This is a genomic window from Rickettsiales bacterium (assembly GCA_029252805.1).
Classification (GTDB): Bacteria; Pseudomonadota; Alphaproteobacteria; order Rickettsiales; family JALZUV01; genus JALZUV01.
This window is the reverse complement of sequence record JAQXAR010000004.1, coordinates 1-24,283: the sequence shown is the minus strand read 5'-3', so window position 1 is coordinate 24,283 and position 24,283 is coordinate 1. Positions and strand designations below refer to the sequence as shown.

19 protein-coding genes, 1 rRNA gene and 1 other RNA gene are annotated in these 24,283 nt (G+C 46.9%); 9 read left to right on the top strand and 12 right to left on the bottom strand.

Features of this window, described 5'->3' with window-relative positions; translation table 11 throughout:
• Positions 1–42: 42 nt before the first annotated feature.
• On the top strand, positions 43–3,360 hold the full coding sequence (locus tag P8P30_00685; protein MDG1286060.1) for a hypothetical protein: 3,318 nt from the start codon (positions 43–45) through the stop codon (positions 3,358–3,360).
• Between the two features lie 4 nt (positions 3,361–3,364).
• Here the strand turns inward: P8P30_00685 and P8P30_00680 are convergent, their stop codons facing one another.
• Both P8P30_00680 and P8P30_00675 read right to left on the bottom strand, forming a co-directional pair.
• The gene (locus P8P30_00680) at positions 3,365–4,390 is read right to left on the bottom strand and encodes a hypothetical protein (GenBank protein MDG1286059.1); all 1,026 of its coding nucleotides are present in this window, start codon (positions 4,388–4,390) and stop codon (positions 3,365–3,367) included.
• A 99-nt stretch (positions 4,391–4,489) separates the two neighbouring features.
• The gene (locus P8P30_00675; protein ID MDG1286058.1) at positions 4,490–5,236 is read right to left on the bottom strand and encodes a YebC/PmpR family DNA-binding transcriptional regulator; all 747 of its coding nucleotides are present in this window, start codon (positions 5,234–5,236) and stop codon (positions 4,490–4,492) included.
• A 111-nt stretch (positions 5,237–5,347) separates the two neighbouring features.
• Between P8P30_00675 and P8P30_00670 the strand changes: the two genes are divergently transcribed.
• Complete coding sequence (locus P8P30_00670) at positions 5,348–5,494, top strand: hypothetical protein (GenBank protein MDG1286057.1); 147 nt, start codon at positions 5,348–5,350, stop codon at positions 5,492–5,494.
• Positions 5,495–5,535: 41 nt separating this feature from the next.
• A complete protein-coding gene (locus P8P30_00665; GenBank protein ID MDG1286056.1) occupies positions 5,536–6,561 on the top strand; it encodes a hypothetical protein in 1,026 nt (341 codons plus the stop codon).
• A gap of 1 nt (position 6,562) precedes the next feature.
• Here P8P30_00665 and P8P30_00660 read toward each other — a convergent pair whose 3' ends face one another.
• The 4 genes from P8P30_00660 to ssrS all read right to left on the bottom strand — a co-directional run bounded on the left by P8P30_00660 (position 6,563) and on the right by ssrS (position 9,230).
• On the bottom strand, positions 6,563–7,606 hold the full coding sequence (locus P8P30_00660; protein MDG1286055.1) for a tetratricopeptide repeat protein: 1,044 nt from the start codon (positions 7,604–7,606) through the stop codon (positions 6,563–6,565).
• Positions 7,596–8,396, bottom strand: a complete 801-nt coding sequence (locus tag P8P30_00655; GenBank protein MDG1286054.1) for a TIGR00282 family metallophosphoesterase — start codon at positions 8,394–8,396, stop codon at positions 7,596–7,598. Before P8P30_00655 ends, P8P30_00660 begins: the two co-directional genes overlap by 11 nt.
• Positions 8,397–8,414: 18 nt before the next feature.
• Positions 8,415–8,966 (bottom strand): 5-formyltetrahydrofolate cyclo-ligase, encoded by a 552-nt coding sequence (locus P8P30_00650; protein MDG1286053.1) that lies wholly within the window; start codon positions 8,964–8,966, stop codon positions 8,415–8,417.
• Positions 8,967–9,068: 102 nt separating this feature from the next.
• Positions 9,069–9,230: non-coding RNA, 6S RNA (gene ssrS, locus P8P30_00645), on the bottom strand.
• Positions 9,231–9,386: 156 nt separating this feature from the next.
• Here ssrS and P8P30_00640 point away from each other — a divergent pair.
• On the top strand, positions 9,387–10,229 hold the full coding sequence (locus tag P8P30_00640; GenBank protein ID MDG1286052.1) for a hypothetical protein: 843 nt from the start codon (positions 9,387–9,389) through the stop codon (positions 10,227–10,229).
• On the opposite strand, the gene P8P30_00635 is transcribed toward P8P30_00640, so the two are convergent.
• Together P8P30_00635 and P8P30_00630 are read right to left on the bottom strand one after the other, a co-directional pair.
• On the bottom strand, positions 10,226–10,546 hold the full coding sequence (locus tag P8P30_00635) for a cell division protein ZapA (GenBank protein MDG1286051.1): 321 nt from the start codon (positions 10,544–10,546) through the stop codon (positions 10,226–10,228). The genes P8P30_00640 and P8P30_00635 overlap by 4 nt on opposite strands.
• Positions 10,543–10,812 carry a hypothetical protein gene (locus P8P30_00630; protein ID MDG1286050.1) on the bottom strand — a complete coding sequence of 90 codons (270 nt, stop codon included), beginning with the start codon at positions 10,810–10,812 and terminating at the stop codon, positions 10,543–10,545. The genes P8P30_00635 and P8P30_00630 overlap by 4 nt, the downstream gene beginning before the upstream one ends.
• A 192-nt stretch (positions 10,813–11,004) precedes the next feature.
• On the opposite strand from P8P30_00630, the gene tkt reads away from it, so the two are divergent.
• The 3 genes from tkt (at position 11,005) to P8P30_00615 (ending at position 19,625) form a co-directional block, all read left to right on the top strand.
• Positions 11,005–13,026, top strand: coding sequence for a transketolase (tkt, locus tag P8P30_00625; GenBank protein ID MDG1286049.1), 2,022 nt, complete (start codon positions 11,005–11,007; stop codon positions 13,024–13,026).
• A gap of 3 nt (positions 13,027–13,029) precedes the next feature.
• Complete coding sequence (locus P8P30_00620; protein MDG1286048.1) at positions 13,030–13,227, top strand: SlyX family protein; 198 nt, start codon at positions 13,030–13,032, stop codon at positions 13,225–13,227.
• A 101-nt stretch (positions 13,228–13,328) separates the two neighbouring features.
• Positions 13,329–19,625: a calcium-binding protein gene (locus tag P8P30_00615; protein ID MDG1286047.1), complete on the top strand. Its 6,297-nt coding sequence runs from the start codon at positions 13,329–13,331 to the stop codon at positions 19,623–19,625.
• Between the two features lie 57 nt (positions 19,626–19,682).
• Here P8P30_00615 and P8P30_00610 read toward each other — a convergent pair whose 3' ends face one another.
• The 4 genes from P8P30_00610 to P8P30_00595 all read right to left on the bottom strand — a co-directional run bounded on the left by P8P30_00610 (position 19,683) and on the right by P8P30_00595 (position 21,320).
• Positions 19,683–19,949, bottom strand: a complete 267-nt coding sequence (locus P8P30_00610; GenBank protein MDG1286046.1) for a GNAT family N-acetyltransferase — start codon at positions 19,947–19,949, stop codon at positions 19,683–19,685.
• Positions 19,950–19,963: 14 nt separating this feature from the next.
• A complete protein-coding gene (locus tag P8P30_00605) occupies positions 19,964–20,632 on the bottom strand; it encodes a hypothetical protein (GenBank protein ID MDG1286045.1) in 669 nt (222 codons plus the stop codon).
• 52 nt (positions 20,633–20,684) lie between these two features.
• On the bottom strand, positions 20,685–21,014 hold the full coding sequence (grxD, locus tag P8P30_00600; protein MDG1286044.1) for a Grx4 family monothiol glutaredoxin: 330 nt from the start codon (positions 21,012–21,014) through the stop codon (positions 20,685–20,687).
• 72 nt (positions 21,015–21,086) lie between these two features.
• The gene (locus P8P30_00595; protein MDG1286043.1) at positions 21,087–21,320 is read right to left on the bottom strand and encodes a BolA family transcriptional regulator; all 234 of its coding nucleotides are present in this window, start codon (positions 21,318–21,320) and stop codon (positions 21,087–21,089) included.
• A gap of 69 nt (positions 21,321–21,389) precedes the next feature.
• Here P8P30_00595 and P8P30_00590 point away from each other — a divergent pair, with 69 nt between their 5' ends.
• On the top strand, positions 21,390–21,791 hold the full coding sequence (locus tag P8P30_00590) for an acyl-CoA thioesterase (GenBank protein ID MDG1286042.1): 402 nt from the start codon (positions 21,390–21,392) through the stop codon (positions 21,789–21,791).
• A 1,123-nt stretch (positions 21,792–22,914) separates the two neighbouring features.
• A 16S ribosomal RNA gene (locus P8P30_00585) occupies positions 22,915–24,283 on the top strand; the annotation flags it as partial.

Below are 24,283 nucleotides of genomic sequence, written 5' to 3'. Positions count from 1 at the left end.
TCTCCTTTGCTTGTGCGTATGTGATAGACTAAACAGAAACTAATGCAATGCGCCGCAAAGAATAAGAAAAATAATGGGTGGCTCGCAGTAACGGCTTGTATCCTGATGTTAGGGGTTATGGGCTTCGCTGTGACGGCTTCAGCGCAAGTACGTCCGCAAGCCAGTGCATCCGTTATTCGTGACTTTGCGCGTGTGAGTTTTACGCATGCGGCGCCGCTTAAATTGCGCAATGCGGTGAAAGGCCGTCAGATTCGCCTGCGGTTTGATAAGCCGGTCGAGATATCAGCGGCACCCTTGCTGAAGAAACTAAAACCTTATGTGATTTCGATTAGTCAATCGAACGATAAGCGCAGCCTGCTGATCACCACAAACCGAGAATACCGTATTCGTAGTTTCGTCAGCGGTAAAAATACTGGCATTGATATTATTGGTTTGCAAAAAGGCGGCACTCAGGCAGCCGTGAAGAAAAAAACTCCTCCCGCCAAAAAGACGAACGCAAAACCGAAGAAGAGAACTGAAGCGCCGAAGAAGAAAGTTCCAGCAAAGAAAACCCCGCTGCCTAAAGCGCGCCCTTCTTTTAAACCCACACCACCAAAGCCGGTCGTAATCGAAAAGCCCAAAGTACCAGTGGCCGCACCTGCTTTGACTCCCGAACCTAAAAAGGCGGTGCAAGTAAAGCTGAAAACCGAACCTCCGAAGATTAATCCGCTGCTGCCCAAAGTGGAGCCAGAGCTGGTCGTTGAAGCGCCGTCTGCACCAGAGCCAGAACCTGTTATTGAAACGAAACCCGAACCTACGCCAGCGCCTGTTGTTAAAACAAAGCCCGAACCCGTGTCGGCTTCGGCGCCTCTTGCAGCAGGAGAAGAAAAAGTAGCCTTGGTAGAGCAGCCAAAACAAGTGGCCGCTCCGGTTGCACCGGTCACTGTGGTGGAAGAAGAAACTACAAAGGAAGTGACACTAACTGCTGCGCCGGAATCTCCTTTGCCGGGTGATGCTATTAAGGTGGAAGCATTGGAAGATGGTATTGCGCTGACCTTCCCGTGGGATAAGCGTGTAGCAGCAACGGTCTTCCGCCGCGCTAATCGAACGCTGATTTTATTTAATGAGCAAAAAGCGTTTAATCTTTCGCAATTAAGAGCCAACATTCACGTAAAGAATGTAAAAACGAATCAAATTTCGGGATTAACTTCGTCACAATTATGGGTGATTGAAACACCCCTTAAAGGCATCCATGTTAGCCGAAAAGAGAAGAGCTACGCATGGCGAATTGAATTGTTGCCGGAAGAGAAATTGCCGAAAAAGCTGCTGCGTTTGCAGCCAAAAGTAGAGCCACCCCTAAAGCCGCATCTGTTTGTGCCCGTATTAGAAATGGCGAGCCCGTTCAAATTCTATGACCCGTTGATCGGAGACCAACTCACGGCGATTCCGTTTTATGAAGCTGGTACGGGGTTAGTGCCGCCACGCCGTTTTGCAGAATTCTATATGCCGAGCACGGCGCAGGGACTTATTATTCAGGATGCGATACCGGAGCTACGCATCGCACGGACGCGTAGCGGCGTCAAGGTGACGGCACCGGGAGGGATTTTGCTCTCGAAAGATATTCTGCAAGTGCAATTGCCAGATCCTGAAATTGAAGACTCTGAAGCGGCGGATAGTTTTTTCCCGTATCAGAATTGGCAGGCACCGGTTGATGAGCCAGACGCTGCCGTGTTTGAGGGGCGTCTATGGCGTCAGGCTGCGGAGCAGGATAAGAAAAAGAAACGTATCGCCCGCAAGCGCCTTGCAGAATTATACTTATCGCAAGGTAAAGCGGTGGAGGCAAAAACGCTTCTACAGAATCTTGCGACGGATTCTCCAGTTTATTTCACCCGCAATAAAATGCACGCCTTGTTGGGAGCCGCGCATTTCTTATCGTACGAATTCCCGCAAGCAGAGACGGCCTTTAAACATGCCACAATCGAGAAGGAAGAAGAGCTCGATTTCTGGCGGGATATTTTAAATGTGATTCTGCGTGGCGAGGGTAGGGCCGATTATCAGAGTAATCACGCTCGCTATATTAGCCATTATCCGCCTGTAATGCGCCAGCGTTTAGCCTTGATTGCAGCGGATCATCTCATCAATAATAAGAGATATAATAAAGCGCTGAAAATTTTCGATACGCTCCATAAAGACCATATGCTCGAAGATGTGAAGGACCATGTAGAGTTTCTGATTGCACGTGTTTTGGCCGGAACGACGCAAAAAGATGCCGCGCGTTTAATGTGGGGTAGGCTCGCGCAGAAAATGCATAATCGCTACATTCGCCCGCGCGCTTTATTTGCGATTGCCAATCTCAACCTTGCGGAAAATAAAATCTCGATTGAAGAGGCGATCGCGCAATTAGAGCCTATTCGTATTATTTGGCGTGGCGATCAATTTGAAATCACATTGCTGAATTTATTGACGCGTCTTTATGAAGAGGTAGGGCAGCATCGTGAAGCCTTGCGCGCGTATCGTGAGATCATCACTTATTTCCCGAACTATCCGAAGAATATTGAAATTACGGGTAAGATGGCGGATATTTTTCGCAAACTCTTTAATGAGGGTGCCGCGGATAAGTTGACGCCTCTGCAAGCTTTGGCGCTGTATTATGAGTTTCGTAATCTCACGCCGATTGGCGATGAGGGCGATAAGATGATTCAGAATCTCGCCGACCGACTCACCGGTGTTGAGCTGCTCGATCGCGCTTCGTCGCTGTTACAGCATCAAGTGGAGTTCCGTCTATCAGGGGAGCAGCGTAGCCGTGTGGGAGCACGTTTGGCATTGATTCACTTGTTGCGGCGTAAACCCAAAGAGGCACTGAAAGTGCTGGAACTGACCGGTTATGGCGGCAACCCCTATAGCCTGCAGCATCAACGTTCATTGCTGACGGCACGTGCGCTTATGGGGGTCGATAAAGCTGATAGAGCGATCGCATTGCTAGAAGGAGATGATACGCGCGACGCGAAACTCCTGCAACTCTCCTTGCATTGGAAAGAACAAAATTGGCAAGAAGTAACGAAGGTTGCTGAAGGGCTCATGGGGCAGCGTGAAGATCCAAGTTTACCGCTTAGCGCTGCTGAAACCGATGTTCTCATGAAGCTTGCTATTGGTTATGTGTTTGAACAACAACGCGGACAATTGCAATATTTACGTGATTATTTCGCGCCGCTCATACCGGATAAAAAGTCGAAAGATCTATTTGCTTTCATTACCGAAGATACCAAGCTCGATTATCGCAATATTGCCAAACTTACGGCGCAAATTGGCCGGATGGAAAGCTTCCTCGCTACTTATCGCGAGAAGATTAAAGAAGAGGGTTTGAGTCAAGCGGTGCAGTAGCGACTTAAGCGGTCAGTGTGTGTGTAGGATTAACGGGTTCCGCGTCTAATTTACCGACATGCCCATTTCTATTTTCTAGCTCTTGGTCAGAATATTTTTTCTCTTTCGGAAGGGAGTCACTCTTCTCTTCTTGCATGCTTACTGGTTGAGCAGGCTTAGACTTAGTCGGTTTACTTGATGGAGATGTCTTTTGGAACTTCGCTTCTTGAGTGGGCTCTTTCTTCGCTTTTGCCTTATCGTCATGTTTGGCAATCAAGCGGCTGGAGAAATATAACCCGGCCGTACAAACGGAAGTGTAAAATGCTTCAAAGGCTCCTGTTTTCAACAAGTAAGGCCAGTCAATTTTGGGGAATCTCTTTTTAATGCCTGGGTAATGCTTTACAATTCTTTCGCCTGCTTTCTCGCCTGGAGCTTCAAAAAGCTTTGCGTTAAGTGAAACTCTCCCATTTCCCCATTTTCCCGTTTTTTCATTCTTTATTTGGCCATTTACTTTTTTCTTATCCATCAAAACGGCAATAGGAACGATAATCGCAGCCGTAGCGGCACGACCAAGTAAAACGCTTTTCCACGTCTGTTTGGGCTCTGCCGCATAGACGGAGTCATCTTCTGGTACGGTGCCGAACATCGTATCAAGCCCTCGAGCGATGCTTTCGCGCTTATCTTCAAAAAGTTTAATGACAGGCGCCATAATAGAGCCATCTAGGAATGAGAAGAAAACCATCTTCGACATTTCAGATTGTTCTTCATTCATCCCCCAACCTTTGAAGGTATTCATAAGGTTATCGCCACGGCTTTTTAGCCAGTTATTGAGTGCACCACCGTGTTTATCACCATTTTTGGTCATATAGGTCGCATAAGCGGAGATCGCAAAGACGGCAAAATTATTCAGGAAGGGGTAAATGAAAGCGTCTAGTACCCTTAAGCCACGGGTACGCTTCTGTTTGGGTTTGTCAGAGGCAGCCCAATCGGTTGACGGATTGCTATCCGCTCCAGAGGAACTCTGTTGCTGTGTTTCTGACGTATTCTGCATGCAGGAACATTAAACCATGGATTGCAGATTTTTAGTGTTACGGTTATGTGAAGATACCCACTACAATATAGGCTGGAAGCTTAGTTGGACTGAAAGGAACTAGCTCGCCATCGCTTCTAACGTACCTTCGTCAAAATCGGCATTAGTGGCCACTTCTTGCACATCATCCAAGTCATCCAAGGCTTCGATCAATTTCATCGCTGATTCGGAGGCATCGGCATCCAATACGGTGAGGGTTTGGGGCACCCAGCGTAGGCTAGATTCTTCTGCATCGCCAAATTTCTCAACCAAGCCGTCACGCACTGTGCTGAAATCTTCTATCGCGCAGGTGATTTCGTGTCCGTCATCATCTGATTCACAATTCTCTGCACCGGCTTCTAGCGCGGTTTCAAACATCGTGTCCGCATCGCCAGCTTCTGGCAAATAGGTGATCACCCCTTTGCGGTCAAACATAAAGCCAACCGAGCCGCTTTCGCCCATATTGCCATTTTGTTTAGTGAAGGTAGAGCGTACTTCAGCCGCGGTGCGGTTTTTGTTATCGGTCGCGGTTTCGACAATAATTGCGATACCACCGGCGCCGTAGCCTTCGTAGCGGATTTCTTCTAACTGGCCGCCTTCAAGTTCGCCGGAACCTTTTTTGATGGCCGTGTCGATTCTATCATTGGGCATGTTTAGCTTTTTGGCGGTCACAATAGCACCGCGCAAACGTGGGTTCATATTCGGATCCGAGCCTGATCTAGCCGCGATCATAATCTCTTTACTGCAGCGATTGAAAACCTTACCGCGCTTTTTATCCTGCGCACCTTTGCGATGCTTAATATTTGCAAATTTCGAATGGCCTGCCATGAGTATCTTCCGACTAGTGGTTAATGTTTGCAGATATCATAACCTGCCTGTTTCATCTGGCAACTGCTAACTCATAAAGGTTTTTTAACGATTCTGTGTTAGAGTGCCTCTATGAGATGGGTAGATTATATTTTGGGCTGGAATAAAAACTCGCCAACTCCTGACGAGCAAGGCGAGCCGACTACAATAGCGCAGGAATCTAGGCCCATCGCATATTATACCAGCCTGATGCGCCGTAGCGAGATAGCTAACCCTTAATCGCCGAATTTAGAGAAGAAACCGAGCTCTTTAGAAGGCACTTGGGCTACAAAGACCATTGGCCCAAAAGAAACGCTGAAGGCAGGTGGGTTGAAGCGGGGACCTCTCGATTATCAGATGACGAGATAGCCGAATGGCAAGCCAACACTAGTTGGTTGTTGGATGCCAGGATTCATGCGCATGAAGAGCGGTTTAGGCAGTTTTTAAAAAGCTACGATGGTTGGGGACGAGGCAGTCATCATACAACTTATTCTATTGAAGAAATTGAGGAGTATGAAAAGGAGCTAAAAGTGCATAAATTTATGCAGGGAAAATACGATGATAGTGTTGAAAAACTGCTCCATTTTATGAAAAGACATGTCAAACGAGCAGAAGAAGACCCTAACCTTTTTAAGCCCGGTGCGCGTGATAGTTTAGATAGGCTGAAAGTGACCTATGAAAAACTAGATACGTTGCTGGACTTAAAGCAATTGCCGCCCAAGCGTGTCGAAAAGAAAGAATTGAGCAAAGAGCAGTTGGAGCCTCTAAAATCCGAGTATTTTAGGCTCTATGAACATTTGCAAGCCTCAGATGAAGTGCTTAAAAAGATAGAAGAAAAAATTTCTGAAACGATCAAGTTGCTTAACTATAAACTAGATGGCAAGGAAATCGCCCGCCGAGATAGCTTGGGTCCATTGGAAGTTCAAAAATATGAAAAAGAGCAGCAAGATCGTAAGAAGAATTTGGGTTCTCCTAAGACAGATCATGATATGGCGAGAGAATGGGGTTTTCAATTAAGCCATATCCAGCATGCACACGGTTATTACGAAGAATTGGGATCATCTCACGCTGAGGCGCGGCGGCCCGAAATTAACCCGCGTATGGTTGAGATGATGAAGCGGACGTTGGAGTTAAATAAAGATTACGCAGATCGCTATTTGAAGGGTTTCTTCGACACTATGACCGGTGAAGAAAAGATTTCTAATGAGGGTGTTCTGGAAGGACTGGCCGGAATTAAAAAACTAGTTGCTGAGTTTGAGAAAGTGAGTGATATCGGAAAATCTACTCCTACTGCATTCAGGCAATGACCTAACCCACCATGGCTTGTGTCCACCGGGTGAGGAGTTCCTGCCATTCAGGGCGCGGATCAACGGCGAGGGCGTTATTTAAATCGGTAATAGCATCAGGAATTTGGCCGTTACTGCGATGGATATGGGCAAGCGCAACATGCGCGAGGGCAAGGCCTTTATCAATATCGATGGCTTTGTTGAAATCCATCATCGCCATATCATGGTCGCCCATTTGCTGCTGCAATTGCCCGCGATGGAAATGATGAAGCGCTGCATCGTGATGATAGCTTTTATGCCAATTCTGGCCGGCTTCGATTGATTTCTCTAAATCGGCTTGTGCTTGGCGGGTGTCCTGTAGCTCGAGGAACATGAGGGCGCGGTGGTGCCATGCCATGGAATAATCTTTATTCTGCTTGAGCATTTCACTCATGAGACCAATCGCATGCTCGTTATGGCCATGACGCCAGTAGTAAATCGCCGTATCATGTGCTTGCTGATAGGGCAGTAACTCTTCTAAATCACATGGCTTACGGCGAATTTCCGTTTCGCAGGCGACGGCGGTCATCAAATTGCTTTCATATTCGGCCAATTCCATGCCGCGCTGCCATCCGTTTTGCTGCAAAGTGAGCGCCGGTTGGTTATTGTGATCTTGAAAAATTGCCATTTCAATATCAGCTTTGGCTTTTTCTGCCTCGCCCATCGCAAAGAGTAATAAGGCGCGCTGTAAGCAAGCGGCAGAGTGCTCGAAATGGATGATGGAATGGTAACGATACGCCACTTCAATCGCGTGACTGTAAGCTTCCAGTGCTTCGGGTAATTTATTTTGCAGGCGTCGTGCATGGCCAAGTGCATGCCACGCATCGCAATTAGCGGGGTTTTTTTCTAACAATTGCTCAAGTAAATATTCTGCCTGAGTGAACTGTCCTGTTAATACGAGTGCTTTTGCTTCGGACGCTTCAGGGGTTCCATCCGCAATATTGGAAAGACTAAGATCCTCTGCTGTTGACACTTCTGGCTCGACTGCCTGGGGTGTTTCTTCTACTAATTTGTCTTTACCGAACAAGACAGCCTCCTATTTTTAATGCCTCAACATGCGTGGCAAGTCCCGTTTTATCGTCGGTTTCTACATAAGTACCGCACAGGGTCGCCTCACCACTAGCAGGTTGCATTCTACCCCGCCTTTTGTAAAGAAACTGTTTAAGAGGTTCCGTTTTTTCGAAGCCGATTACCGAGTTATAGTCACCGCACATCCCCGCATCGGTCTGATAGGCGGTGCCAGCGGCCATAATATGGGCATCATTGGTCGGAATATGCGTGTGTGTTCCGACGACGAGCGAGACCCTGCCATCCAGATATTGTCCCATTGCCGCTTTTTCGGAAGTCGCTTCGCCATGGAAATCGACGATGATCGCATCGCAATTAGCCCCGATTTTGTAAGGTGCGAGCATTTTATCAGCGCAGGAGAAGGGGTTATCCAACGATAGCTTCATAAAAATCTGCCCCATCAGGTGCAGGACAATGACTTTTTTGCCATTAGGTGTCTTAAATTCCTGTAATCCACGTCCCGGTGTGCTCTGCGGGAAGTTCGCCGCGCGGATCAGATAGGGCTGGGAATCCAGTGCCGGCGTCAGCTTATCCTGATCCCACACATGGTCGCCCGTGGTTACGGCGTGAGCACCGGCTTTCATGAAATCATCGGCGATTTCCGGCGTGCAGCCAAAGCCACCTGCAGAGTTCTCGCCATTGACCACGATAAAGTCAGCTGCATAGTCAGTTTTAATTTGTGGAAGCTGTTCACATAGAGCCTGCCGCCCACTGCGACCCACAACATCGCCAAAGAAAAGGATTTTCATGCAAGAGAGTATAGAGAATTAGTGGTTAAGCGCAATCACCCTATCTAACTGTCTATCATGGGCTTCTGTCGGTAGCATATCGACCTTTTGAAAATCATAAGCGCAGCCGAGGGTGAGGGGAGGGGGTGCGATCGCTGTGAGGGTACGATCATAATAGCCACCGCCATAGCCGAGGCGGTTTCTAGCCTCATCAAAAGCAACGAGCGGCACGAGGATGATATCTGGACAATGCTGCGGACAGTGGCTTAAAGGCTGTTGAATTCCGTAGAGTCCCGATTTTAATTGATCCGTATGATATTCATGAAACGTAAGTGCATCTGGTATCTCAGGGGTGCGCGGCAGTAAGATAGTTTTGCCGGAGTCACGCAAGGCTTCTAATAGTGCCAGCACATCTAGCTCGCCCTGAATAGGCATATAGCCGGCGATGGTTTGGTAGTTTTGTGTAGTTAAAAATTCTAACGCTTTTACGGTCCAAGCCTTAGCATAAGCTTCTTGATCCAGCAGCGATAACGCTTGGCGGCGCTTAAGCATGGTTTGGCGTAATGTCGATTTATCATGTGAAGTCATCATTATGAAGTAAACTTACTATCTCAAGGATAGGCTGGCAAGGCCAGCCCGGCGCTAGCGCCGTAAGCCCTAGTAGCATTTGAACGTCTAATAACGAAAAAGCGAGAGAGGACCACCCTGACCGTGGGCCTTTCTAATCCGCATGCGACCCTGTTAACCAGGTGGGCGCCTTATGATAAAGGCCACGGCCTAAATCAGGGAAAGCTCCCTTACATACGATGTATCGGTCCAAGGGATCTAGCGCCTTCACGCATCGGGCAGTACCTCTCTCACCCTTATATATAAGCATTTCTGCGGATTACTCAAGGTATAGGGCAGCAATGGAACAGGAATTGTCGCGTTACAACTATAAGACAGAAAGGGGTGAAATAATTTACATACGTTAACACAATATTCACATTCATGCGGTAAGATACTTAGATAATGTTTCATGAATTCATACAGCGTTTAACGCCTCACAAAAATCTAGCAGGAAAGTGCGAATGCGCGCTTTTATCTGCTACCCTTAATCCACGTTTTCATAAAACGCAGCAGCAGCTCACGTCGCGCTTTTTGAATGCTTACGTACGCTATATGTTTGATAGCGTGAATCTTGCTAAAGAGATTGAGACGGTGCGTGCGGAAGGCTACGAACAAGTTTCCGGCGTATTGCGTTCGACGATTCGTACCGAAAATGAAGAATTCAAGAATACCGAAACCCCTCTCTATAAGGCGATGATGGATGTGGTGAAGCAACGTGCGCAGGAAGCCTGTGATGAATCGATGCATGAATCGAAACGGAAATCGCATCAATTCAGCCAGCTCTCACAATCCGTGCTGAAAGACCAACGACACAACCTCATGCTTGCGAAAACCATTTTGATGGCGCAACGCAATGGGCAAGATAAAGTGATTGAGGAACTCTCAATGATTCAGCTGGGCATTTCGCCTGCCGATGCATTCGCCGCCAAGTTGCTGCAAGATTCTGATAACTTACAGAATAATGATAATATCGATGTACTTTGCTATGCCTCTTTGGCAGAGGGGATTCGTTCGGTGGCTAATAGTCAGATGAATCACTTCTTTCAGATGCGTCGTTTCGAAAAGGAACGTAATATTAACAGTTTTAACGGCATTAGCAGCGATGAGATTATCGAACAGCTCGAGTTGGATGTATCGTTGGTACTAAAATATGATGCGCTGGTCGAGCTAGAGCAAAAGCAAACGATGCAATTGCATCGTGCGGATCTTTATTTATCCGAACACGATCTTCCGAACTTTCATTAAACCGCCAAACCTTCTAACTTTCCGGCGATGCGTTCGAGTGTATCGGCGATCACTTCTTCGACTTCTTCTTTATCTTGGCTGGACTTGCGGCGTGCATATTGGCGGGCTTCGCGTAGCTCTGCCAATAGCATGAGCGCGGTAATCACCAAACGCATATTTTCGGAGCTGACCGTATCGGCTCGACTGCCAAAACTTTCATCTAATTGAGCGAGGCGACCGGATAAATCTTCCGCGAGCATTTGCAGTTCTGCTTCTTCGCCATCATCACATTGCAGATTATAAGGGCGGCCATGGACATTTAACGTGATGGTACTCATGCGGCATCTTCCATCATTTGGGTGAGCTGTTCTGCCATTTGCGCGAGCTGGGTATCCGTATCCGCGAGTAGAGATTTAAGCTCCGCCGTCTCTTGATGCAGGCGCATATTCTCGGTTTCCAGTAGATCAATTTCAGGATGCTCGCTTACTTGGCTCTGTAAATATTCGAGTTTTTGGGTGACTTGCACGAAGGCGTCATTCAAGCGCGAGGCTGCTGCGTCGACACGGGCATTACCCATAGGGTGGATGGTTGGTTCGTCTTCCATGAGGCCTACCTTAACAGGGAGATTAAAAATCGTAAAGTTTTGGTTGCGAAAAAATGGCGCGGCGCCTAGGTTGCAGGCAATGATAACCCATTCATATGCGATGTTGGTAAAGAGGCAAGCAAGGCTTGTCCGCCAGAAATCTGGCGAAGCTTGCGTGGCATGTGAACGCTCATTTCTTTTGGAACAAAAGAAATGAAGAAAGAAGAGCCTGAAATGACCGCCCAACCTATCGTTTGCGAATTCCCTGATGTTGTCACCCCTAAGAAAATGGCCGATGCAATCCGTGTGTTGGCGATGGATGCGGTGCAGGCAGCAAATTCTGGTCACCCTGGTATGCCGATGGGCATGGCCGATGTGGCAACGGTTCTATTTAGACAATTCTTGAAGTTTGATCCGAAACAGCCCTATTGGCCTGATCGCGATCGCTTCGTACTATCGGCAGGTCATGGCTCGATGCTACAATATGCATTAATGTATCTGACAGGCTATGAAGATATTACGCTAGAGCAAATCAAAAATTTCCGCCAATGGGGTGCAAAAACAGCCGGCCATCCTGAGTTTGGCGAAGCAGCAGGTATTGAAACCACGACAGGACCGCTGGGTCAGGGCGTGGGTAATGCCGTAGGTATGGCGCTGGCTGAGCGTATGCTAAATGCAGAATTTGGTGGTGACTTGGTGGAGCACTTTACTTACGCGATTGCGGGTGATGGTTGCTTGATGGAAGGCATTAGCCAAGAAGCGATTTCGCTTGCAGGTCACTTGGGCTTAAGCAAATTCATCCTACTTTGGGACGATAATAACATTTCGATCGATGGTGAAATCTCACTCTCTGATTCGACCAACCAACTGATGCGTTTTGAAGCGTCTGGTTGGGATACACAAGAGATTGATGGCCATGATGCGGCTGCGATTGCACAAGCGATTGCGAAAGCACAAAAAACGGGCAAGCCAAGCTTGATTGCCTGCAAAACGACGATCGGTTATGGTTCGCCTAATAAAGAAGGCACGTCAGCCACTCATGGTGCGCCACTAGGGGAAGACGAAATCGCGGCAACTCGCGAGAAACTTGGCTGGCTGGTTCCGGAAGCATTCGAAATCCCAGATGAAATTCTACATGAATGGCGCATTGCTGGCACGCGCGGCCAAACCGAATCACACGCGTGGGGTAAACGCCTTGAAGAATCAGGCAAAGAAGCAGAATTCACAAACCGCATCAGTGTTGAACTAACCGATGGTTGGCAGCAAGCGGCGGATGCTTACAAGCGTGCATTGGCACAAGAGCAGCCCAAAGAAGCAACCCGTAAAAGTTCGGCTCGTGCGCTCGAAGCACTGGTGCCGGCACTTCCAGAGCTTGTCGGTGGCTCAGCTGATTTAACAGGCTCCAACCTGACAAAAACAACGGCGATGCAGCCGGTGACGAAAGATGATTATTCCGGTCGTTACCTCTATTGGGGTATCCGCGAGCATGGCATGGCGGCGACCATGAATGGCTTGGCACTGCATGGTGGTTTTGTGCCTTATGGCGGAACCTTCATGGTATTTACCGATTATTGCCGTCCGTCTATCCGCTTGGCGGGCTTGATGAAGCAGCGTGTGATTTATGTGATGACGCATGATTCTATCGGCCTTGGCGAAGATGGTCCAACGCATCAACCAGTTGAGCATCTGCCAAGTTTACGCGCAATGCCAAATGTGAATGTATTCCGTCCGGCGGATGCGACAGAAACTCTAGAATGCTGGGCGCTTTCACTGGCATCAGCTGAGACTCCATCCATTCATTCGTTATCACGCCAAGGTTTGCCATCCGTTCGTACTGAATATACACAAGAGAACCTCTGTGCGAAGGGTGGCTATGTACTTAAAGGCGACGATGATGCTCAAGTAACGCTTATTTCGAGCGGTTCTGAGATTGAGATTGCCTTGAATGCACAAACGCAACTTGCCGATAAAGGCATCACGGCGAAAGTCGTATCACTTCCTTGTTGGGAGCTATTCGAACAGCAACCTGAAAGCTATCGCCAACAAGTGCTTGGCAAAGGCTTACGCGTGGGTATCGAAGCGGCGCTTGGCTTTGGCTGGGATAAATGGCTCGGTGAAGATGGCATTTTCGTCGGCATGAAAGGCTTTGGTGCATCGGCCCCAGCCCCTGAATTGTATAAACAATTTGGCATTACGGCAGAGAATGTGGTCGAGCAAGTTAGCAAAAAGCTTTGATTGATGAGTGATTCGATGATCGAATTACAAGAAGAGCTATCGCACCAAGCGTATGAGATTTCACGCTTGAGTGACGAGCTTTACGCCCAGCAAAAAGAGATTTTGCATTTAAAGCAGCAACTTGGGTCTTTCAAGGAGGCGCTTGAGGGCGGCTCTCACATTAGATCTCAGGCAGAAGAGACTCCTCCTCCTCACTATTAAAACGCGCTGTAACACAATCTTCATTTTATAGGTAATGTTTTGTTCACACTTCATTGGTAAACTTAGCTTAATAAAGAAATTAAGTTTGTAGGAGAACACCAATGTCAGCAATTCAAGATATAGCACAAGAACTAGCTCAGGCTTACCTAGATTATCAAAATGCACCGACTCAGCAAGACTGGGTTGATGCAATGCAGGAGATGGGGCAGAAACTGATTCAGCTAAAGGAAGCCGCTGAAGACCTACACGTCACAAATTATGCAGAGTTAGACTATGGTGCCGATCCAGTGATGACGGCGGCAGAATGGACTGATTTACAATCGTTGCTTTCTGATATTCCTGATCAAGCGAATAATTTGGGTGATGAAGTGACTGATGCGCTCGATGCACTTGGTAGTAGTATTCCGAACGAAGCGATCCCTAACGGATCAGTGGTATCTATTGTGGACGCAATTGAGAATATGCTGGGTCAAATGCAAAGCGATATGAGTAATGCTGACGATCAAGATGAATATTATGATTTAAAAGATTACTGGGAAGGGACGATTGAGAATCAAATTATTGATTTCTTCAATGTTGTATCAGTTAACGGTATTACGATTGATCCGGACGATGTTCTGGCAATTCAGGATATGCTGAATAGCGTAAGTTCTTTTGTAGATGGTGGCCTTATTCAAGGTATTTGGGATGCACTGGGCACTACCGCTCCCACCGTGCTGACGATGCAAGAAGTTATTGATCAGATGGATGCGGCGCAAGCTACTTATGAGGCTGATAATGATGGTGCAGATTTCTTAAGCACTTTCACGAGCCTTGCTTATGACGCTTATGCTGCAGCACAGGATGCCGGTGGAATTTCACCCGCACACCAGGCTGAGTTGTCAAATTTAGTCTCCTATTTAGTGAATGAAGGTTTATTTGATCCGAGCGCTGCTGCGTCTACTCATCCTATTAATGCGATGATTGATGGTTTGCAGTTGACTGTAACAGTCGATCCGACGGTACAAGACCTTATCAATGAGCTGTTTGATGCAAGAGATGCCAATATGTCTGGTAGCAGTGATGATGATTTGATCGATACATTTATCGATCTAGCCGATGATATCATGGCGTTATCTAGCACAATGAATCAAACACAGCAGGGGCAGCTTTCGGATTTATTCACTTATCTTGTGAATGAAACGAGCTTTGACCACCTTAACCCAACAGCCGCTCAGCAGCCTCTTGTAGATATGATTAATGACCTGCAATTGACCATTACCGTTGATACAACTCCGTTAACAGGAGAAGTGCTGGTTATGATGCTTGAAGATGCAATGAGTGGCCACGGTGTTGATGATGATGATACCACGATGCTCAACACATTCTTAGACCTCGCGGATGATCTTCTGGCGGCACAGAATAACCAAACTATCCTGCAAGGAGATTATGACACGATCGCAAATCTCTATTCTTATCTTGTGAATGAAACGAGCTTTGATCACCTTAATCCAACACCGGATCAGCAGATCCTAGTTGATGTGATTAATGATCTGCAATTGAATATTACGGTTACGACTCTTCCTCCGACTCTCCAAGATGACGTAAATAACTTTGTGGACTTAATGGTTAATGCTAGTGCCGTTGATTTAGATAATATCTCACAAGACTTTAATGACTTCCTCGTGGCAAATCCAGATGCTGTAGCGCTTGTAAGCCAAGCCCAGCTAAATGCTATTGACGCAGTAATCGAAGGCTATATCGCCAGTGGTGATTATACGTTGGATGCCAATGGTAATGTAACAAATACATTGGTTGCTGAACTTATCGTAACGCTCAGCCTTGATATTGTGGATCCGAATGCGGTGACGGGGCCTACTCCAGGTGATGATGTTTTGGTTGGTACTGCAGGAAATGATGTTATTGATGCCTTAGCAGGTGATGATGTTGTGAGCGGTCTAGCCGGAGACGATACCCTTAAAGGTGGCGACGGTGATGATCATCTGATGGGTAATGATGATAATGACAACCTCCATGGCGGTGCCGGGAATGATACATTAGAAGGCGGTGAGGGTAACGATACACTTTCCGGCTATATCGGATCAGGTGATGATCCTGCTGAAAACAGTGATGTCATGGATGGCGGTGCCGGTAATGATACTTTCTATGCTGGCTTTGGCGATACAGCATTAACAGGTGGGACGGGCGCTGATAACTTTAACCTGTTCTTTGATCCTGGTTATACCGATACCATTACTGATTATGAATCTGTAGATAGTATTCTTATCGATGGTTTGAGCGGTGTGCAGGTTCTTTCCGTGGATATTACGGATGGTAAGGTTGAGATTACGACAGCAAACGGAACACACACGATCTTGATTAATGGATTACTCGCTGGCGACATCACAGTCGGGGGTGACCCAAGTGATTTGGTAGGGATACCTGGTTTTGTACCACCAGTAGCTAATACGCTAACGCCAGCTGAGATCATTCAACAAGCGATTGATACATTGATTAGCACGAGTGCGTCTGATCCAGATGGTATTGTTAACGGCCTTAGCGGTGTTGAAATAATGGCGCAAATTGCTGCTATTTCGGATGCGCTTTCTCAGGTAACGGGTGGTGTGTCTGGTTTAGATGCACAGCTACAAGTAGATCTAATAGACGCAGTTCAGACGCTAGATGCAAACGACTTCACAGCGGATGTGATTGATGATGCAGTAGATGCATTGATTGCGGCTTACTTCCCTAATTTAGGCAATACGAGTGTCACGCCAACAGACGGTGATGATGATTTAGACGGCACTTCAGGAGACGATGTTATTGATGGTCTTGACGGAGATGATACGATCGACGGTGGTGACGGTAACGACACGATCGATGGTGGTGACGGTAACGATGTGATTGCTGGCGGTGCCGGTGATGATGTCATTGATGGTGGCGCTGACGCTGATACGATCAATGGCGGCGACGGTGACGACACGATCGACGGTGGCGATGGCGATGATGTCATCACGGATGGCACGGGTAATGATGTGTTAACCGGTGGTTCTGGAAACGACATCTTCAACCTAACATTAGAGCCAGGCGCTAATGATACCATTACAGATTGGGAATCTGGCGAACAAGTGACGGTGACGAATCCAAATGGTTTCTCTATTACCGGCCACACCGTTACGATTAACGGAGCAGATGCAGTGATTACACTGACGACCGCTTCAGGTGATTATACGTTCACGCTAGAAAATGTGAACCTAACGGAAGCAGAAGTGAATGCGCTCCTAGATAATGATACCATTGATATTGCAGGTTATCAGCCATCTACCGGTTCAAACTCGACAGGTGTGACTGCATTGATTGATGATCTCGAATTCGCTATCAATCAGTGGGAGTCTGGTGATTTTGTACTAGGTGAGGCTAACATTATTAATGCGCTGGCTGCTTTACAGGATACCATTACTCAATTCGCAACGGATCCAAGTCAAAATAGCATGAGCTACGGTGATTACACTAACTTGGTGGATGCATTGAACTCGATCGATCTTAGTAACTTTGAAAGTGCTCAGCTTGAACTTGATATTGACGAAGCGCTTGATAATTTAGGGCAAAGCTACACTGCTGGTGTTGATACAAGTAACCCTGATTATGACGGTTCTATTGCCGCGCAGATCGCTGATCTAATTCAGCAGATTGACGAGCAAGCGGATAATAATGATCCACAGGATGTGCGTGACTTAAGCATTGATCTTCACACCTTAATAACGGCTGAAGGCCAAACGCTAACGCAAGATCAATTAGATGCGCTAGAAGCTAGCTTTAAGAAGCTAGTGGATGACGGTTACGATCTACAAGGTGCAGATCCAAAAGGTCTCAATGGCGTGATTCAAGATCTTGGTCTTAATATGTCTGACATCATCGACACAAGTGGTAATGGCGCTCCGGATGACACGGTTGAGAAACTGGTTGAAGATCTGGCTGAAGCATTTGAGATGCTACAAGATGGCACCCTGAATCCAGTGGTACAGGCAGCGTTCCAGCAGATATTTGATGATGTGCTCGGCGAGCTAGAAGATGTGTTCCAGTATGGTGACGTATCAGTTGATGCCGGTTTGGAAGCGGATCTTATCGGGCTTCTAGGACAGATTAATAACTCTCCACTCACCCTTGGTAATGCGACGGTTGATAGCGTGTTAATGCAGTTAAATGGCAGCCCATCGTCAAATGTATCAGATCTGGCAGTTGATTTAGCGGATCTTGCACAACAATTCTTGAATACGACAGACTCTACCGCTCAAACGCAGATTGAGTCTAGTATTCAGGCGAAGTTAAACCTATTAACCAAGCTTGTTAGCTATGAAGATCTAACGATTGATGCAGGTTCATTAACGTCATTGATTGATGGTCTACATGACCTGAACAACCTTGATATGGGTGTTGCAGATTCAGTTGATGAGCTGCTGACGGAACTCGGTGAAGATCCTGACTATGCGGATAGTGGACAAGGCACGGATGTGACTTTGGTTGCACCGCAAACCATGGCAGATGCTTTGACGGCACTCCAAGATGCGTTTGATGTTTACCAGAACCCACAAAACCAGGGTTCGCAAACAGCAGCTGAAGCTGAAATTGGTCAGCTAGTGGGCTCTCTGGCAAATGCCCTACAGTTCGGTGAAGTTGATTTTGCAGATGTTTCGGTTCTTGAAGCGTTAGTGAATCAAATTGATGCGGCGAATTTAGCGTCACCGATTGATAATGCAGTTGAAGGACTTTCACAGTTGCTCAGCGGACAAAACACACAGAGCCTATCTGATTTAGTTTCTCACATTCAGTCGATGGCAAGTGATTTTGTAGCGGCGAGTACGTCAGATGACAAAGCGGCAATTGAAGAAGCCTTAGAAGGCGACCTTCAGGCATTAGCAGACATCTTGACCTATACGGATGTAAATATTGATGCAGGGGTAATGACAAGTATTCAAGAAGCATTAGGTCAAGTGGATAACTTAGATCTAATAGGCCTTGAAGGCGCAGTGCATGGTCTCTTGACTGCGACAGGTGCAAATGTTGGTGGTAGTGGTAGCAATAACAATGGTAACAATGGTAACAATGGTAACAACGGTACCACGGCATTAGACCTTGCCATTGAAGCCCTTGTGGTTGGTATTGAGATTGCAATGGATGAAGATTCGTTAGATGATTTGACGCTAGCGTTGACTGATCTGTTAATTGCAAATCCTGGAACGAGCGCAACAGCTGCTCAAGCCGGTCGTATCGATATCAAATTGGAAACGCTTCTTAACCTCGATATATTGGTTCTGAATCCTTCTGGTGAGTTTGATAATGGAAAAATTCAAGGCATAGTGGATGAGCTGAACTTAGATATCGTGGATCCAAACGCAACAACGGGTAATGGTAACTTTAATACTGACTTGGCCGGACTTCTGGCAGACCTGGCGGGCTTGCAAGGATCTTGGGATGGTCTACCTGATGCTGATCAGCATCTTATGGAACCCCTGATTACCAACGCGGTGGCGGCTATCAAAGCGATTGTTGATAGTGGTGATTATGAAGTTTCTACCCAAGAGCAGAGTATTATTGATGCGCTAAATGGAATTGATAATAAAGATTACGATCTTGATTTGTTGGAAGATATGATCAACACCACCTTAACGACTCTGGGTGAAAATCCATCTGCAACCATGGATTCAAGTGGTAACGGTAACGGCAACGGTAACGGCAATAATACGAATATCGCCGATCTGTTGAGCCAGCTCGATGGCGCGATCCAAGGTTTCACTACTGCATTGAGTGCGAAAAACTCAACCGCAGGTGATGCTGCTGAGGTTGAGGTTCTTGCGAAGCTTAACCAAATAGACTTGAGCACCTTAACAGCTGCACAGAAGGCTGATGTATTGGCAGCACTAGAACTGCAGGATGATGTAAACTTCCGCAGTGATGCTGAAGTGATAATCAACGATCTTCTAGATGCATTGGGTGCAACGGATATTTCAGCCGTGAATACATTTGATCCGTATATCGTAGAATCGATTAAAGATATCGTGACATTGATTAAATCGATTATCGATACTCAAGGTTCACAAGCACAGCAAGACGCGTTTGATGATATCGTAACGCTTCTGACTGACTTAGGAGTTCTTGAGCCTGGGTTCCTCACGATTGAAGGTGACATGCAGAACATGGAGCTAGATAGCTTTATGACAGATCCTTCGGATGTGAAACTGGATGTTGATTCAGTTGAAGCGAGGATTGATGATGCAGCTGATTCGATCAGCGCTGTGAAGATAGCGATGATGAATTCTGACGTATCGGCAGTCAAAGTGGCTGAAGATGCGATCGATGTCGCGGAAGTTCATGCAGATTGTGTTGAGTTAGACATTGATGCCGATGATGGCCTAATCTAATTCATTCACTTATGATGATTAAAAAGGGGAGGAGCTTTGCGGCTCCTCTTTTTTTATCTACTTGGCCAGGAGTGGGTAGAACTCTTTATGTTTGCGAATCCAGGCGGCGGCGTAGCTGCAAACGGGCGTTACTTTTTGGTCTTCTGCTCTCAGCTTTTCTAGCATGCCTTGCATGAGTTTACCGGCAGCGCCTGTGCCACGTAATGCTAGGGGTGCTTCGACATGAGTGATGAAGAGAACATCATTATCGGCACGATAATCTGCAAAGGCGGTATGCCCATCAATCGTTAGTTCAAACCGACTCGCTTGCACGTTATGAGTCACGATGGAGTCCATATTTAGAAAGGATTCGGCGGTGGCGGTGGAAGTGCCTGCAAAGGTGACGTTGGAATGGGTGCAATGTAATAACCGCCCCCTGTTTGAGGCATCAATGGTGCTCGGACCTGCGGCATAGCCGGTGCTACAGGCGGTGCCGGTATGGCCCCTGGGATAGGTTGGTAAGTGGCTTGCGGGGTGGCAGGAATGATCTGTACTTCCGCTGGGCTTGCTGCAGGGGTTTGACCCTCTGGCGCTTGCGGTGCACCCGTTGCTGCAGCGGCGGCCTGTGATGGAATCGGCTGTTGCAAACCATAAGGGCGTGGTTGTTGGCGCATCATTTGTTGCTGTTGAGCGTAATATTGTTGCTGCTGCTGATACTGCTGCTGGTATTGTTGTTGATATTGCTGTGCGGCTGCTGGATTAGCTATTCCTGTGTTCGCGTAATAACCGTAAGGGGCCGCGTAAGGGGAAGCGGCTTGGCGTTGTTGCTGTTGTCCCGGACGTTGTTGCATTCCGCCTCGGCGGGCGTTTTTAGAGGATTTCTGAGCTTCCATGTCGGACTCGGCCATATATTGGCCTGTAAAGTATCCGGCCCCAAACCCAACGGTAAAGGAGATAACCTCGGCACAGCCAGAGAGTAATAGCGGTAAAACCGCCAAGATCAGAAAATGTCTAAATTTATTGCGCATACTAAAGAGCAGCATAGGCAATAAAGGTAGGTGGGCTCAACTTATCCACAGTTTATGCGGCAGTTTTAACGCCTTTTTCATCGAGTAGTGTCTGTAATTCACCGGATTCATACATTTCGCGTACGATATCGCATCCACCGACGAACTCACCTTTAATGTAAAGCTGCGGAATGGTCGGCCAGTCAGAGAAGTTCTTGATTTCTTCGCGCAATGCAGCATCCGCCAACACATTGCGATCCAAGAACTCGACACCGACGCGTTCTAAAACCGAGGCAACCACCGATGAAAAACCACATTGAGGGATCTTTCGGCTACCCTTCATAAAGAGGACCACATCATTTTCGGCGATATCAGTTTTGATTTGTTCAATAGTTTCAGACATGGTTTTCTCTCCTTGAGCGTAGATTAGACGGATAAGTCAGCAAGGCTGACTCCCCAGATTTCGGGTGTCATTTTATTCAGGTAATAAGGTCTTCACTTGTAAGGCATGTAAGGTGCTATCCATGGCGCCATTGAGCGCATTAAATACCATCTTATGTTGAATCACACGGCTTTTGCCACGGAACTGTTCGCTCGTGACAATGACAGAATAGTGATCATTATCGCCGGCAAGGTCGGTTAATTCTACTTTTCCGTCTGGAAAAGTGGCGTCAAGTAGCGCTTCAATTTCATGTGCGTGCATAGGCATAAGCAATATGTAGTGCGCTAGATTACAAAATCAACGTTTTGTTAGGATTTAGCTGTTAGAGTCTTCTTTATGGATATCGGACAAATGGAACCGACCGTGAAGGTCATTGCGATGCCGCAAGACACCAACCATGATGGTGATGTGTTTGGCGGGTGGATTGTGAGTCAGATGGATTTGGCGGGTTCGGTGCAAGCGCGTCGTACGGCGCGTAATCAGATTGTGACGATTGCGATGGAGAATATCAAATTTCACAAACCCGTGTTTGTCGGCGATCTCTTAGAGTGTTTTTGCCGCGTCACGCAAATTGGTATTAGCAGTATTACCATCGAAGTCGATGCCCGCGTCGAACGGTTGATGAGTGGGAAAGTTGAGAAAGTCACCCAAGGTTCGTTCGTGTATGTGGCGATTGATAAAAACCGCAAGCCCATTCCCGTGAGTTTGCGCGAAGATAAAGCGAACCACAAAAAATGAGGGCGACTCTCTCATAAATGAGGAAGTCGCCCAGGGTGGTTAAATGGTTTCTAAGCTTCAAAACTCTGCAGGTTCGCGCCCGAAGAGGTGCTGAAAGCAAGCGAGGTAGTCAACGGTGTAGTCAACTCTCTTGTATGGATTCAGATATCCCTCCCAGCTGACGGAACCAATTCCATCTCGAAGACTGGTTGTCAGATGTAAGCCAATCGCATCAAGCCGTTGACAGAGGCTCAAATATTCGAATTGGTTAAGTTGTGTTGCAGTCCCTGTGACAAAGCTGTCTGCACCAATGCGGTGGCTAAGAGGTGCGTTAGAATAACTCATAAAAAATGTTTTACAGTAGAAGAATTCAACATGCAGGATGCATGGAGAGTTTTCCCAAAAAAAGGTGAGAATTGAAAATATAATGCTGTGTGCATTATTAGAAACAGTTCTCTCGTCCTTAGTACGTACACTAAAAAATATAAGTGATGATGATTGACTAAATAAATTTAGTGTACGTGCTAATTGGACGAAGGAACAACTTCATTATAGGTGAAAATACAGGTTTTCTGTGTGAAGGTTTTGTTAAAATGGGCCTTAAATTTCACGAAATATAGCGATTTTCTAAGGAAAATCCAAATTGGCTGGATGAGAGTTGAAAATTCTCGAAAATAGTTTGGCAACTAAAAACCAGTAATTTCAGTCACAAAAGAGCATTCGTAAATAAAAAATGAAGATTTATCACAAAAAGTGCGATTTCATGCTTGACCCCTGACGGCTGTCTGCGTATAACACACCTCCGCTGCACAGGGCACTGAGCCCCAACAAACAGCGAATGTTATTTGATATCGTAAAGCAATTGAGCGCAGGAGATGATATGCTATTCAACTCTTCGGTTTACCGAAAAGTTGACATATACACAGCATATTATGTTCTTGCACAATAACACACCATGTTATGTGGTACCACTGACCGTAAGATCCCTTTGGGCAAGCGGTGGTATAATATAGTATGTGCGTGTAACCATAAATTCTTGAATAATTAGTAATTATTCGAACACAACGAACCATATAATTTATTATGTAGTTCGCTAGTATATTTGAGTGTTTCACAAAATTCATGTGAAACAAACAAAGGATTCAAACATGAGAGTTTGATCCTGGCTCAGAACGAACGCTGGCGGCAGGCTTAATACATGCAAGTCGAACGAGAACGGGACTTCGGTCCTTATTATAGTGGCGCACGGGTGAGTAACGCGTGGGAATGTACCAAGAAGTAAGGGATAACAGTTAGAAATGACTGCTAATACCTTATAATGACTCCGGTCTAAAGATTTATCGCTTCTTGATCAGCCCGCGTTGGATTAGTTTGTTGGTGGGGTAATGGCCTACCAAGACTACGATCTATAGCTGGTCTGAGAGGATGATCAGCCACACTGGAACTGAGACACGGTCCAGACTCCTACGGGAGGCAGCAGTAGGGAATATTGGACAATGGGCGAAAGCCTGATCCAGCCATGCCGCGTGAGTGATGAAGGCCTTAGGGTTGTAAAACTCTTTCATTGGTGAAGATAATGACGGTAACCAAAGAAGAAGCCCCGGCTAACTTCGTGCCAGCAGCCGCGGTAATACGAAGGGACCTAGCGTAGTTCGGAATTACTGGGCTTAAAGAGTTCGTAGGTGGTTGAAAAAGTTAGTGGTGAAATCCCAGAGCTTAACTCTGGAACTGCCATTAAAACTTTTCAGCTAGAGTATGATAGAGGAAAGCAGAATTTCTAGTGTAGAGGTGAAATTCGTAGATATTAGAAAGAATACCAATTGCGAAGGCAGCTTTCTGGATCATTACTGACACTGAGGAACGAAAGCATGGGTAGCGAAGAGGATTAGATACCCTCGTAGTCCATGCCGTAAACGATGTGTGTTAGACGTTGGAAATTTATTTTCAGTGTCGCAGGGAAACCGATAAACACACCGCCTGGGGAGTACGACCGCAAGGTTAAAACTCAAATGAATTGACGGGGACCCGCACAAGCGGTGGATTATGTGGATTAATTCGATGCAACGCGAAAAACCTTACCTACCCTTGACATGTATCGAAGCCCGCAGAAAAGCGGGGGTGCCCGAAAGGGAACGATAACACAGGTGCTGCATGGCTGTCGTCAGCTCGTGTCGTGAGATGTTGGGTTAAGTCCCGCAACGAGCGCAACCCTTGTCATTAATTGCCATCATTTAGTTGGGCACTTTAATGAGACTGCCGGTGACAAACCGGAGGAAGGTGGGGATGACGTCAAGTCCTCATGGCCCTTATGGGTAGGGCTTCACACGTAATACAATGGCGCGTACAGAGGGTTGCCAACCCGCGAGGGGGAGCTAATCTCAGAAAGCGCGTCGTAGTCCGGATCGGAGTCTGCAACTCGACTCCGTGAAGTCGGAATCGCTAGTAATCGCGGATCAGAATGTCGCGGTGAATACGTTCCCGGGTCTTGTACACACCGCCCGTCACACCATGGG